This is a genomic window from Plantactinospora endophytica (assembly GCF_016862915.1).
Lineage (GTDB): Bacteria > Actinomycetota > Actinomycetes > Mycobacteriales > Micromonosporaceae > Plantactinospora > Plantactinospora endophytica.
Genome location: NZ_BONW01000025.1, coordinates 1 through 13070 on the forward strand (window position 1 = coordinate 1; position 13070 = coordinate 13070).

Genomic DNA, 13070 nt, shown 5'->3' on the forward strand with positions numbered 1-13070 from the left:
CCTCGGCCGTCCGGCCGGGCGGCGGGGCGGACCCGGTGGACGGCCCGGAGGGCGGGCGCCGGGACGGCGCCACCGTGCCGCCGGGTGTCTGACGGTCGGCTCGCGGCCGGCGGCCGGCTGGCACTGACCTTCTTCACCGTCGCGCCGCTGCGGGCCGACCGGGTCGACCGGGCCGTCGCGGGTACGGCGATCCGGCTCGCCCCGCTGGTCGGCGCGCTGCTCGGGGTACTCCTGGCCGGGGTGCTGGGCGGGCTGGGGGCGGTCGCCCCGGCGCTGGTGGCCGGGGTGGTGACCGTGGCGGTGGCGGCGCTGCTCACCCGGGGGCTGCACCTGGACGGGCTGGCCGACACCGTGGACGCGCTCGGCTCGTACCGCAGTGGGGAGGCGGCGCTGCGGATCATGCGGCAGCCGGACGTCGGCCCGTTCGGCGTGACCGCGCTGCTCCTCGTACTCCTGCTCCAGGCGGCGTCGTTCGCGGCGCTGGCCTCCCGGCCGTGGACCGCGCTGCTCGCGGCGCTGGCCGCCGGTGCGGCGACCGGCCGGCTGGCGGTGACCTGGGCCTGCCGGCGCGGCGTGCCGGCGGCCCGGCCGGACGGGCTCGGCGCGCTGGTCGCCGGTACGGTCGGCCCGGTCGCGCTGGTCGGGCTCTCGGTCGGGGTCGCGCTGCTCGCCGTGCCGGCGGTGCCGGGCCGGCCCTGGCAGGGGCCGGTCGCGGTCGCGGCGGCGCTGGCCGGCACGCTGCTGCTGGTCCGGCACGTGGTACGCCGGCTCGGCGGCATCACCGGCGACGTGCTCGGAGCCACCGTCGAACTCGGCAGCACGCTGTTCTACCTCGGTGTCGTGCTGACCGGCTGACCGGACCGGCGAACGCGGGTAGCGTTCGCGAAAGGGACGCCAGCACCAGCACGAGTCCAGCACCACGAGCATCAGGCGAGCACCACGAGCACCAGGCCAGCACCACGAGCACCAGACCAGCACGCGGTCGAGCGGGGGAACGCAATGCTCATCACGGACGACTTCCTGCCCGTGCCGGTCCCGGAGTCGTTGACCGCGACCTACCTGGTACCGACCACCGGATCGGTCGACCCGGCCCCGGCCGAGGCGGTGGCGGCGCTCGGCGGCCGGCTCTCCGGACCGGTGCACGACCTCGCCCGGCAGATGCTGGACAGCCCGCTGATGACTGTCGACACCCGGCCGATCGCCGAGTTCCCGCACCTGCCGCCGGACCTGCTCACCGCGTTCGGGGCCACCGACACCCAGTTGGCCCGGCTGGACGCGGCGACCGAACTGGTGGTGGTCCAGGCCAGCTACCGGCCCGGCTGGCCGCCCGCGCACGAGTGGGCGGCCCGTACGGTGGCCTGCGCCGTCGCCGAGTCGCTCGGTGCCGACGTGGTGGACGTCTTCGCGTTGCAGTTCCTCGACCCGGCCACCGCGCTCCGCTCGCTGCCGGACGCCGAGGGCCGGGTACGCCTGATCGACTGGGTACTGGTGCCGTACTCCTCGGACGACGGCGGGCTCTGGTTCACCACCAAGGGACTGCGCCGGTTCGGGCTGCTGGAGTTGCAGGCGCAGGGGGTGCCGTCGCACCTGACCCGGGCCTGGGGCGCGGTGATGACCGGGGTGGCCCGGCGGCTGCTCCGGGCCTGGACGGACGGGCTGACCGACAGCGAGGTGCCGGCCTTCGTCCAGTTGCCGGTGGTCACCTCGGTCACCGGGCACGACATCGCGGTGGCGTACGGCAATCCGCAGCAGCACGACACCACCGGCCCGGCCGCGCTGCGGCTGGAACTCGACCCGGCCACCGATCCGGACGCCGACTCGTTCCTGACCCTGCTGCCGCCGTCCGGTCATCCCGGCCCGACCGGGCGGTACTTCGCCGCGGTCTGTGCCACGCTGTTCGGCGCCGCCGCCCAGTCCGACGTCCGGTACGCCCGGCCGGACGACGCGATGGCCCGGGCGATCGCGACCGCCCGGGACGGGCTGCCCGGCATCCGGGACCGGTTCCTCGCCGGCACCCTGCCGGACGGGGTGCAGTTGCTGGTCAAGTACGGCCTGCCGACCGACGAGGGGCCGGAGTTCGTCTGGGCCGGGGTCACCTCGTGGGCCACCCCGGAACGGATCGTCGGGGCCAGCGCCAGCGACGCCACGGCGGATCCGGCGGTCCGGGTCGGCCAGCCCGTCGTGGTGGACGCCGTCGACGTGGTCGACTGGGCGCTGCTCGACGGCAGCGGGGTGATCGAGGGCGGCTGGACCCAGGCCGTACTCGACGCGGGCGACCGCTCGCAACGCTGACCGCCCGCAGGGGCTGACAGCCGGCAGCGCTTACCGTCGGCAGGGCTGACAGCCGGCAGGGCTGACCGTCGACAGGGCTGAACGTCGGCAGGGGCAGCGGGAACGGGAGCGGGCCGGCAGGATGCTCGACGTGACGCCGCATCCGCTGGTACGGCAGCTTCTCGTCGACTATCTGGCGATCGTGGACGCCGAGTTGCCCGGCCGGGTCGAAGGGCTCTACCTGGTCGGCTCGGTGGCCCTGGACGACTTCCGCCCGGGGGTCAGCGACGTCGACTTCGTGGCGGTGACCGCCGAGCCGCTGCTGCCGGACGCGGCGCGGGCGGTCGGCCGTACCCATGCCAGGATGGCGCGCCGGCACCGCCGGCCACATTTCGACGGCATCTACGTCACCTGGCAGGACCTGGCGGCCGACCCGTCGACCACCGTCGACGCGCTGGACGCGCACGAGGGCCGGGTCCGGCGGCGCGGCCCGGACGGCGGCGATCCGGTGGCCTGGCACACCCTGGCCGAGCACGGCGTGCCGGTACGCGGACCGCGCCGCGAGGACGTCGAGGTCTGGACCGATCGGCGGGCGCTGGCCGCCTGGACCCACCGGAACCTGGACGAGTACTGGCGGCGCTGGCTGCACGCCACCTCCCGGACCGTCTCGGCCCAGGGGTTCGCCGGGCTGACCGCGCAGGGCCCCGCCTGGGGCGTGCTCGGGGTGAGCCGGCTGCACTACACGCTGGCCACCGGCGAGATCACCTCGAAGTCCGGCGCCGGCCGGTACGCCCGGGAGACGTTCGACCCGAGGTGGCGGCGGATCGTCGACGAGTGCCTGCGGATCCGGGGCGGCGGTAGCGGTCCCGGCTACCGCAGCCCGTTCGCCCGCCGCCGGGACGCGCTCGACTTCGTCGCGATGGCCATCGACGACGCCCACCGGATCGGCTGACCAGCCCGCACCTCCGCCACCTCGGCCGCCGCCCCGGGACCGGCGGGCACCAGCGGGACCGGCGACAGGTTGGCGGGATCGGTGGCGGCTACTTCACGGACGGCTGTACGAAGGGCGGGCGGACCACCCGCATCGCCGCGCGTCGGCCCCGGACGTCGACCTCGACCTCGTCGTCCTGGGCCAGCCCGGCGGCGCTGTCCAGCAGGGCGAGCGCGATCCCGGCCTTCCGGGTCGGCGAGAAGGTGCCGCTGGTGACCGTACCGACGGCGGCACCGTCGGCGGCGAGCACCGTCATGCCCGGTCGCGGGATGCCCCGGTCCAGCGCCACCAGCCCCCACAGGGTGCGCCGGGGCTTGGCCGCCCGCTCGGCGGCCAGCACCTCCCGGCCCCAGAACGCCGGCTTGTCCCAGCCGACCGCCCAGCCGAGCCGGGCCTGCACCGGGGTGATCTCCGGGGAGAGGTCCTGGCCGTGCAGCGGATAGCCCATCTCGGTCCGCAGGGTGTCCCGGGCACCCAACCCGCAGGCCCGGATCCCGTACGGCTCGCCGGCCGCCAGCAGCGCGTCCCAGACCTCGCTCGCCGCCTCGGCCGGTACCACCAGCTCGTAGCCGTGCTCGCCGGTGTAGCCGGTGCGGCAGACCACCAGCGACACCGGGCCGCCCTCCGGGGTGGCCAGCCCGGCGGTGGAGAAGCTCAACTCGGCGGTGGAGAAGCTCATGTAGCCGTGTTCGGTCGGCAGCCCGAGGGTGCCCAGCACCTCCGCCGAGCGCGGCCCCTGCACCGCCAGTACGGCGTACGCCCGGTGCTCGTCGGTGACGGTGATCCCGGCCGGGGCGGCGGAGCGGAGCCGGCGTACCACCTCGGCGGTGTTGGCGGCGTTCGGGATCAGGAAGACGTGTTCGGGGCCGTACAGGTAGGCGATGATGTCGTCCACCACGCCCCCGGTCTCCTCGTCGCAGCAGAGCGTGTACTGCGCCCGGCCGGGCCCGATCCGGCCCAGGTCGTTGCTGAGGCAGGCGTTGACGAAGTCGGCCGCCCCCGGGCCGGTGATCCGGGCCTTGCCCAGGTGGGAGACGTCGAACACACCCACCGCGGTACGCACCGCGTCGTGCTCCCGGAGCACTCCGCCGCCGGCGTACTCCAGCGGCATGGACCAGCCGCCGAAGGCGGCGAACTTGGCGCCGAGCGCGGCGTGCCGCTCGTGCAGCGGCGAGCGTCGGGGCTGGTCGGCGGGGGGTTCCGGGGTCTGGCCGGTCACCTGCGTCGGGTCGGTCATGGGTCGCAACCTACCTGCGATCCGGCTCCTGGTTAGCATCGGCGGGACCCGTCCGGCGGACCGTCGGCGGGACAGCCCATTCGTCCGGCGGGTAGGTTGCGCCGGAGACCACTTCGCCGGACCGCACACCAGTCGGCCGGCCACGCCCGTCCGGAGCCGCGCAGTGACATCGTCCAGCACCACCCTCAGCCTGGTCGACACCGACCCCGCCGAACTCGCCGTCGACGCCATCGTCATCGGACTGCACAGTCAGACGACGGACGCGGCGGGTCCCGCGCGGGCCGCCGACTTCGCCGGGACCCTGCTCCTCGCCACCGGCGCGGAGAGCATCGCCGCGGCGTTCGACGGCCGGCTGACGGAGACCCTGGCGCTGCTGGGCGCCACCGGCGGCCCGGGCGAGGTGATCAAGCTCGCCACCCTGGGTACCGTCACCGCGCCGCTGGTCGTCGCCGTCGGGCTCGGCCCCGAGCCGTCCGGCGCCGCCCCGGCACCGGAGACGCTGCGCCGGGCCGCCGCCGCTGCCGTCCGGGCGCTGGCCGGTGCCGAGCGGGTCGCGCTGACCCTGCCGCTGCCGGACGACGAGGACGGGCCGGCCGCGCTGCGGGCCACCGCCGAGGGTGCGCTGCTCGGGGCGTACCGGTTCGCCGGGTACAAGACCCGGCCGCAGCCGACCCGGCGCCCGCCGGTGGCCGCGATCACGGTGCACGTGCCGGACGCCGGTGACGAGCGGGCCCAGGCGGAGATCAGCCGGGCCGGGGTGGTGGCCCGGGCGGTCACCCGTACCCGGGACTGGGTGAACACCGCCCCGAACGAGCTTCGCCCGCCGTCCTTCGCCGACTCGGTGGCCACCGCCGCCCGGGAGGCCGGGCTCGGCGTGGAGGTCCTCGACGAGCAGGCGCTGGCGGCCGGCGGGTACGGCGGCATCCTCGCCGTCGGGCTGGGCTCGGAGGCGCCGCCCCGGCTGGTGAAGCTCTCCTACGACCCGGCCATCGCCGCTGCCGACGGCTCGGTGAAGCGGCTCGCACTGGTCGGCAAGGGCATCACCTTCGACACCGGCGGTGTCTCGATCAAGCCGGCCCAGGGCATGTGGGAGATGAAGTCCGACATGGCCGGTGCGGCTGCGGTCGCCGCCACCATGCTGGCGATCGCCGAGCTGAAGCCGGCGGTCGCGGTGTCGGCCTACCTGCCGATGGCGGAGAACATGCCGTCGGCCACCGCGTACCGGCCGGGCGACGTGGTGACGATGTACAACGGCAAGCGGGTAGAGGTGCTCAACACCGACGCCGAGGGCCGGATGGTGCTCGGCGACGCGATGGCCCGGGCCTGCGAGGACGGCTGCGACTACCTGGTCGAGACCTCCACGCTGACCGGCGGCCAGGTGGTCGCGCTGGGCAAGCGGGTGGCCGGGGTGATGGGCAGCACCGACCTGTGCCAGCGGGTCCAGCAGGCCGGTGACGCGGCCGGCGAGCCGACCTGGCCGATGCCGCTGCCGGACGACGTCCGGAAGGGAATGGACTCCGAGGTCGCGGACATCTCCCAGGTCAACGCGTCGATGGACCGGGCCGGGCACATGCTCCAGGGTGGCGTCTTCCTGCGCGAGTTCGTCGCCGACGAGGTGCCGTGGGCGCACATCGACATCGCCGGGCCGAGCTACCACGCGGGCGAGCCGACCGGGTACTGGACCAAGGGTGGCACCGGGGTGCCGGTGCGTACCCTGCTGGAGCTGGTCGACGACATCGCCGCCAACGCCTGAACCTTCTTCACCTGCCTGCGGTCCGGTGGACCGTGAGGTCGGTGGCGCCGCGTGAGCGTTGCGCGGTTCAGGTCGAGAGGTTCGGTCCGGCGTGTCCCGCCGACCCCGCCCGGCGGGGTCGGCGGTCGACCGGTCAGCCCGTCGCGCGTTTGCGACGTTCGTTGAAGTCGCGCATCCGCTGCGGGTAGCCGACCAGCCGGACGTCGTAGATCGGGATCGCCAGCTTGTGGGCGAACCGCCGGGCGCCGTCCGGGCCGTCGATCCGGCGTCGGGTCCACTCGCCGTCGTGGGCGATCAACATGACGGTGGTCTCGGTCACGGTCGTCCGGGGCTCGATGAACGCCTCGACGCCGCGCTTCGACCGGACAAACTGTTCAAGATGGTCAAGATCCGCGCGGCTGGCGGGACGATCACCCGCTGTGACAACCGTCTTCTTGCGTCGGCGAAACCAGGCCAACCCGACCCTCTCCTCCCCGGCACAGCCGCCTCGCCCGAAACTGGCGACTCCGGCAAGCGTACGTCCCGACGACGTGTCCTTGGGCACCTCGGTACGCGGCCCGCTTCCACTAGTGACAAGATGACCGAGGTGGGCGGTCCCCGGTCCCAACTGGCTGTCCGGAGAAAGTCCACGCCACACCGGCCGGACGACCCCGACCGGGGTGGCGGTATGCCCGGTTGACCGGCATCACCCTCGTAGCAGCGACGCGACCTGGGAGTTAACTGTGAGCGAGCCGAACGGCGGAACGTTCGATGTCGTCATCCTCGGAGGTGGCAGCGGCGGGTACGCGACGGCGCTGCGCGCCGTGCAGCTCGGCCTGTCGGTGGCCCTGATCGAGAAGGGCAAGCTCGGCGGCACCTGCCTGCACAACGGCTGCATCCCGACCAAGGCGCTGCTGCACGCGGCCGAGATCGCCGACCAGACCCGCGAGTCGGCGCAGTTCGGCGTCAAGGCCGAGCTGGTCGGCATCGACATGGCCGGCGTCAACGCCTACAAGGACGGCGTGGTCTCCCGGCTCTACAAGGGCCTGCAAGGCATGATCAAGGGCGCCAAGATCAACCTGGTCGAGGGCGAGGGCAAGCTCGTCTCCGCCGACACCGTCGAGGTGAACGGCGCTCGCTACACCGGCCGCAACGTCGTCCTGGCCACCGGCTCGTACGCCCGGACCCTGCCCGGTCTGGAGATCGACGGCGAGCGGGTGATCACCAGTGACCACGCGCTGACCCTGGACCGGGTGCCGACCTCGGCGATCGTGCTCGGCGGCGGCGTGATCGGCGTCGAGTTCGCCAGCGTCTGGAAGTCCTTCGGCGTCGACGTCACGATCATCGAGGCGCTGCCCCGGCTGGTCGCGGCCGAGGACGAGGAGTCGTCCAAGGCGCTGGAGCGGGCGTTCCGCAAGCGCGGCATCGGCTTCAAGACCGGCAAGCGGTTCGAGAAGGTGGAGCACACCGAGAAGGGCGTCCGGGTCACCATCGAGGGCGGCGAGACCTTCGAGGCCGAGGTGCTGCTGGTCGCGGTCGGCCGTGGGCCGAACACCGCCAACCTCGGGTACGAGGAGCAGGGCGTCAAGATCGACCGGGGCTTCGTGATCACCGACGAGCGGCTGCGCACCGGCGTGCCGAACGTCTACGCGGTCGGCGACATCGTGCCCGGCCTCCAGCTCGCGCACCGGGGCTTCCAGCACGGCATCTTCGTGGCCGAGGAGATCGCCGGCAAGAACCCCGCCGTGATCGACGAGAACGGCATCCCCCGGGTCACCTACTCCGACCCGGAGCTGGCCTCGGTCGGCCTCACCGAGGCGCGGGCCAAGGAGCAGTACGGCGCCGACAAGGTGAAGACCTACAACTACAACCTCGGTGGCAACGGCAAGAGCCAGATCCTCAAGACCGCCGGCTTCGTCAAGCTGGTCCGGGTCGACGACGGTCCCGTGGTCGGCGTACACATGGTCGGCGCCCGGGTCGGCGAGCTGGTCGGCGAGGCGCAGCTCATCTTCAACTGGGAGGCGTACCCGGCCGAGGTGGCGCAGCTCATCCACGCCCACCCCACCCAGAGCGAGGCGCTCGGCGAGGCCCATCTGGCCCTGGCCGGCAAGCCGCTGCACGCACACGCCTGACCACAGAATCTCCGCGCCCGCCCGGCGTCGAACCGGGCCAGGATCGCACAGGCCACGAAGGAGTCTTGAAAGATGCCGGTATCGGTCACCATGCCCCGGCTGGGCGAGAGCGTCACTGAGGGCACCGTCACCCGGTGGCTGAAGCAGGAGGGCGACCGGGTCGAGGTCGACGAGCCCCTGCTCGAGGTTTCCACCGACAAGGTCGACACCGAGATCCCCTCCCCGGCGGCCGGCGTGCTGGCCCGGATCGTGGTGAGCGAGGACGAGACCGCCGAGGTCGGCAGCGAACTGGCGGTGATCGACGGCGACGGCGAGTCGGCCGGCGAGACCGCACCGGCACAGCCGCAGCAGGCCGAGGCCCAGCCGGCTCCGGCCGAGGCGGCCCCGTCGGCCGAGGCGGCCGAGCCGGCCGGCGAGCCGGAGCAGGCCGAGCAGGCCGAGCCGGAGACGGTCACCGCGCAGGCCGCCCCGGCCGGTGACTCCACCGTGCTCAAGATGCCGGCCCTGGGCGAGAGCGTCACCGAGGGCACGGTGACCCGCTGGCTGAAGGAGGTCGGCGACACCGTCGAGGCCGACGAGCCGCTGGTCGAGGTCTCCACTGACAAGGTGGACACCGAGATCCCCTCCCCGGTCGCCGGCACGCTGCTGGAGATCCGGGTCAGCCAGGACGAGACCGCGCCGGTCGGCGCCGACCTGGCGGTGATCGGTGCAGCCGGCGGGGCCGCACCGGCCGCCGAGCCGGCGAAGCCCGCCCCCGAGGCGGCGAAGCCGGCAGCCGAGCCGAAGCCCGAGCCCGCCAAGCCGGCCGAGCCCGCCGCACCGGAGGCCGGTGCGTCGTACGAGGCGCCGGCGCCGGAGACCGAGCGGTCCACCCAGCCGACCAAGACCGAGCAGGCGGCCCAGCCGGCGCCCGCGCGTGCTGCGGCTCCCGCGCCGGCAGCGGCGCCGTCCGGCGAGAACGGCGCCGGGTACGTCACCCCGCTGGTCCGCAAGCTCGCCAGTGACCAGGGCGTCGACCTCTCCACCGTCAGCGGTACCGGGGTCGGTGGCCGGATCCGCAAGCAGGACGTACTCGCGGCGGCGGAGCAGGCCCGCGCGGCGGCACAGGCGGCGGCACAGGCTCCGGCTGCCCAGCCCGCCCCGGCCGGCGCACCCGCGCCGAAGGCGGCACCGAGCCCGCTGCGCGGCAGCACCCAGAAGCTGCCCCGGATCCGCGCGGTGATCGCCAGGCGGATGCAGGAGTCGCTGCACGAGATGGCGCAGCTCACCACGGTCGTCGAGGTGGACGTCACCAAGGTCGCCCGGCTGCGGGCCAAGGCCAAGGACACGTTCTTCCAGCGGCACGGCGTCAAGCTGTCGTTCCTGCCGTTCTTCGCGTTGGCCGCGGTCGAGGCGTTGCAGACGTACCCGGTGGTCAACGCCCGGATGGACCTCGACGGCGGGACGATCACCTACCCCGAGGCGGAGCACCTGGGCATCGCCGTCGACACCGAGCGCGGCCTGATGGTGCCGGTGATCCACAATGCCGGTGACCTGAACCTGGCCGGGATCGCCCGCCGGGTCGCCGACCTCGCCGAGCGGACCCGGACCAACAAGATCAGCCCGGACGAGATCGCCGGCGCCACCTTCACGCTGACCAACACGGGCAGCCGGGGCGCGCTCTTCGACACGCCGATCGTGCCGGCGCCGCAGTCGGCGATGCTCGGCACCGGCGCGGTGGTCAAGCGTCCGATGGTGGTCACCGACCCGCAGCTCGGCGAGGTGATCGTGCCGCGCTCGATGGTCTACCTGGCGCTCTCCTACGACCACCGGCTGGTCGACGGCGCGGACGCCGCCCGGTTCCTGACCGCGATCAAGGAGCGGCTGGAGGCCGGCCAGTTCGAGGCCGAGCTCGGGCTCGCCTGACACCAGCACCAGCGCGTCGTACGGGGCGCTCGGCCGTCGGCCGGGCGCCCCGTACCGTTCCGGCGACGGTACGACCGTCACCGACCCGGTACGGCTGCCCGCGCCCCGCCCGGAGCGGGCGACGATCCGGATAGGCGAAGATACGGAGATGCGTATCGTGATCGCCGGTGCGTCCGGCTGGCTCGGCACCCGTCTGACCGATCGGCTCCGCGCGGCGGACCACGACGTCGTACGGCTGGTCCGGCGCCCGGCCGGTGCCCCGGACGAGGTGCGGTGGGACCCGGCCGCCGGTCAACTGGACCCGGCGACGCTCTCCGGGGCCGGCGCGGTGGTCAACCTGGCCGGCGCCAACATCGGCGACCGGCGGTGGACCCACGGCTTCAAGGAGCTGCTCCGGGCCAGCCGGGTCGACAGCACCGCGACGCTGGCCCGGGCGATCGCCGCGCTGCCGGCCGGAGAGCGCCCCGGCGCCCTGCTGAACGGCTCGGCGATCGGCTGGTACGGCGACACCGGCGACCGCCCGGTCGAGGAGGACGCACCGGCCGGCGACGGCTTCATGGCGGACCTGTGCCGGGTCTGGGAGGCGGCGACCGCGCCCGCCGAGCAGGCCGGGGTACGGGTGGTACGGCTGCGCATCGGCCTGCCGCTGGACGCCTCCGGCGGCCTGCTCAAGCCGCAACTGCTGCCGTACCGGCTCGGGATCGCGGGCAAGTTCGGCAGTGGACGGCAGTGGATTCCGTGGATCTCGATGGCCGACTGGCTGGCCGCGATGACGTTCCTGCTGGACCGTGCGGACATCGCCGGGCCGGTCAACGTCGTCGGTCCGGCCCCGGTGACCAACGCCGAGTTCACCAGGGAACTGGGGCGGGCACTGCACCGGCCGACGGTGATGCCGGTACCCGGGATCGCGCTGCGGACCCTGCTCGGCGAACTCTCGGTCGAGACGCTGCGCAGTCTCCGGGTACTGCCCGGCGTGCTGAACCGGGCCGGTTTCGAGTACCGGCATCCGGACCTGGCCGGCGCGCTCGGGGCGGCGTTGGCCACTCGGCACGGTTGATGCCGGGAACGACGATCCAGGCCGGGTGAACCCGGCAGGTGGACAACAAATCTGAATGTCCTTTTCGTCGCAGTTAATGCCTTTTGTCTGAGTAATCTCCGAGGCAGACCCGTGGTCGTTTCGCCATTAGGAGATTCCATGAGAAAGACTCTGTTGTCCGCCGGCTTAGCCGGTCTCGCGCTGGTGTTCGGACTCGCCGCTCCCGCCTCCGCCGCCGACGACACCACCGTTGTCACGCTCACTGTCGTCGCGGTCGGCGGGCTCACCATCACGGCTCCCGAGGCCGCGAACATCGGAAGCGGCGCCGAGGGCGGCGCGGTGTCCGGCCAGATCGGCTCGGTCACGGTACTGGACCAGCGGGCGTCACTGACCCCGAACTGGACCGCGACGGTCATCTCCACCGACTTCACCACCGGGGGCGGCACGGCTCAGGAGACCATCCCGAACATCAACGTCAGGTACTGGTCGGGCCAGCCCATCGCCACCTCCGGAAGCGGCACCTTCACAACGGGCCAGCCCGGTGCCGCCGATGCGGTGATCATCAACGTGCCTCGGACGGTCTTCACGCACACCGGCGGCACCGGCAGCAACTTCGCCACCTGGAACCCGACCCTGGTGGTCACGATCCCGCAGGACGCCGTCGCCGGCATCTACACCGGGACGGTGACACATTCGGTGCTCTGAGCGCACCCGTCGACTGGTGCTGCTGGCCTCCGTCGCCCTCCTGGCGACCGGTGTGCCGGCGGCACCGGCCGTTGCGGGGCAAACGACGTCGGCACGGCGGGCGCCGGACAGGGCCGGCATCGGGCTGCAACTCATCGACATTCCGGTTGCCCGGGTGAAGGACCCCCGGGCGCTCGCGTACATCGTGGACCACGTCAGACCGGGGACGACGATCAAGCGTCGGGTCGAGGTGCGCAACACCACCGGGCGCCGCCAGCACGTCGAGCTGTACGCCGGTGCGGCGAAGATCGACGGCAACGTCTTCGCCGCCGCCGACGGGCGGGGCGGCAACGACCTGAGCGGCTGGGTGAGGCTGGAGTCGAACTCCGTCGATCTGCCGCCGGGTGGACGGAAACGGGTACGGGTCACGGTCGCCGTACCGGAGACGGCCCCGGCGGGTGAACGGTACGGGGCGATCTGGGCACAGATCAGCAGCCCGCCCTCGGACGGCGGCAACGTGCTCCAGATCCACCGGGTGGGCGTACGGATGTACCTCGACATCGGGCTCGGCGGCGAGCCGCCGAGCGACTTCCGGGTCGACGGCATGGCTGTGGGCCCGGGCGACGGGACCTGGCCGGCGGTCACCGCCTGGGTGGAGAACACCGGCGGACGGGCCCTCGACATGGCTGGCAACCTGCACCTGTCGAGCACCTCCGGCACCGTCCGGGCCGGCCCGTTCCCGGTCACCAACGGGGTGACCATCCTGCCGGGCCAGCGTGGGCAGGTCAGCGTGCTGGTCAACCAGCCGCTGTCGGCGGGCCGCTGGAAAGCCAGGCTGGAACTGACCAGCGGGACGGTGAAGCGCACCGCCGAGGCGGAGCTGACGTTGAACGGGTCGGCTCGGGCGGCGGAACCCACCGACCGCCGCTGGCTGGTCTTCGGGCCGGGAATCGGGCTGGCCCTGGTGCTGCTCGTCGGTCTGCTCGGCTGGCGCCGCCGCCGACGCCGACGGGTTCCGGTGGAGGCGCCGACAGGCCGACATTCGGCACCAACACCCCACTGATAACCGGAAACAACCAACA

General features: G+C 73.4%; 11 protein-coding genes. 9 read left to right on the forward strand and 2 right to left on the reverse strand.

Going from position 1 to position 13070, the window contains the following annotated elements; all coding sequences use genetic code 11:
- Nucleotides 1-84: 84 nt before the first annotated feature.
- From cobS to Pen02_RS25405, 3 genes are all read left to right on the forward strand, one after another.
- Nucleotides 85-855 (forward strand): adenosylcobinamide-GDP ribazoletransferase, encoded by a 771-nt coding sequence (cobS, locus tag Pen02_RS25395; RefSeq protein WP_203868609.1) that lies wholly within the window; start codon nt 85-87, stop codon nt 853-855.
- 144 nt (nt 856-999) lie between these two features.
- Nucleotides 1000-2292 (forward strand): DUF2314 domain-containing protein, encoded by a 1293-nt coding sequence (locus tag Pen02_RS25400; RefSeq protein WP_203868610.1) that lies wholly within the window; start codon nt 1000-1002, stop codon nt 2290-2292.
- Between the two features lie 130 nt (nt 2293-2422).
- A complete protein-coding gene (locus tag Pen02_RS25405) occupies nt 2423-3223 on the forward strand; it encodes an aminoglycoside adenylyltransferase domain-containing protein (RefSeq protein ID WP_203868611.1) in 801 nt (266 codons plus the stop codon).
- 88 nt (nt 3224-3311) lie between these two features.
- Here Pen02_RS25405 and gcvT read toward each other — a convergent pair whose 3' ends face one another.
- Nucleotides 3312-4499, reverse strand: a complete 1188-nt coding sequence (gene gcvT, locus Pen02_RS25410) for a glycine cleavage system aminomethyltransferase GcvT (protein ID WP_203868612.1) — start codon at nt 4497-4499, stop codon at nt 3312-3314.
- 163 nt (nt 4500-4662) lie between these two features.
- Between gcvT and Pen02_RS25415 the strand changes: the two genes are divergently transcribed.
- Complete coding sequence (locus Pen02_RS25415) at nt 4663-6252, forward strand: leucyl aminopeptidase (protein WP_203868613.1); 1590 nt, start codon at nt 4663-4665, stop codon at nt 6250-6252.
- Between the two features lie 133 nt (nt 6253-6385).
- On the opposite strand, the gene Pen02_RS25420 is transcribed toward Pen02_RS25415, so the two are convergent.
- The gene (locus Pen02_RS25420) at nt 6386-6709 is read right to left on the reverse strand and encodes a hypothetical protein (protein ID WP_203868614.1); all 324 of its coding nucleotides are present in this window, start codon (nt 6707-6709) and stop codon (nt 6386-6388) included.
- A gap of 265 nt (nt 6710-6974) precedes the next feature.
- On the opposite strand from Pen02_RS25420, the gene lpdA reads away from it, so the two are divergent.
- The 5 genes from lpdA to Pen02_RS25445 all read left to right on the forward strand — a co-directional run bounded on the left by lpdA (nt 6975) and on the right by Pen02_RS25445 (nt 13051).
- Nucleotides 6975-8363, forward strand: coding sequence for a dihydrolipoyl dehydrogenase (gene lpdA / locus Pen02_RS25425; protein ID WP_203868615.1), 1389 nt, complete (start codon nt 6975-6977; stop codon nt 8361-8363).
- A gap of 72 nt (nt 8364-8435) precedes the next feature.
- Complete coding sequence (gene sucB / locus Pen02_RS25430) at nt 8436-10268, forward strand: 2-oxoglutarate dehydrogenase, E2 component, dihydrolipoamide succinyltransferase (protein ID WP_203868616.1); 1833 nt, start codon at nt 8436-8438, stop codon at nt 10266-10268.
- Between the two features lie 148 nt (nt 10269-10416).
- A complete protein-coding gene (locus Pen02_RS25435; protein ID WP_203868617.1) occupies nt 10417-11325 on the forward strand; it encodes a TIGR01777 family oxidoreductase in 909 nt (302 codons plus the stop codon).
- Between the two features lie 138 nt (nt 11326-11463).
- On the forward strand, nt 11464-12009 hold the full coding sequence (locus tag Pen02_RS25440; RefSeq protein WP_203868618.1) for a hypothetical protein: 546 nt from the start codon (nt 11464-11466) through the stop codon (nt 12007-12009).
- Between the two features lie 16 nt (nt 12010-12025).
- Entirely contained in the window at nt 12026-13051 is a 1026-nt protein-coding gene (locus tag Pen02_RS25445) for a hypothetical protein (protein WP_203868619.1), read from the forward strand.
- Nucleotides 13052-13070: the final 19 nt, after the last annotated feature.

What these genes read in the sequence shown, in the direction of transcription:
- Pen02_RS25400 (WP_203868610.1), top strand. Translation starts at nt 1,000, where the DNA reads ATGCTCATCACGGACGACTTCCTGCCCGTGCCGGTCCCGGAGTCGTTG.
- gcvT (WP_203868612.1), bottom strand. Translation starts at nt 4,499, where the DNA reads ATGACCGACCCGACGCAGGTGACCGGCCAGACCCCGGAACCCCCCGCC.
- sucB (WP_203868616.1), top strand. Translation starts at nt 8,436, where the DNA reads ATGCCGGTATCGGTCACCATGCCCCGGCTGGGCGAGAGCGTCACTGAG.
- Pen02_RS25435 (WP_203868617.1), top strand. Translation starts at nt 10,417, where the DNA reads ATGCGTATCGTGATCGCCGGTGCGTCCGGCTGGCTCGGCACCCGTCTG.
- Pen02_RS25440 (WP_203868618.1), top strand. Translation starts at nt 11,464, where the DNA reads ATGAGAAAGACTCTGTTGTCCGCCGGCTTAGCCGGTCTCGCGCTGGTG.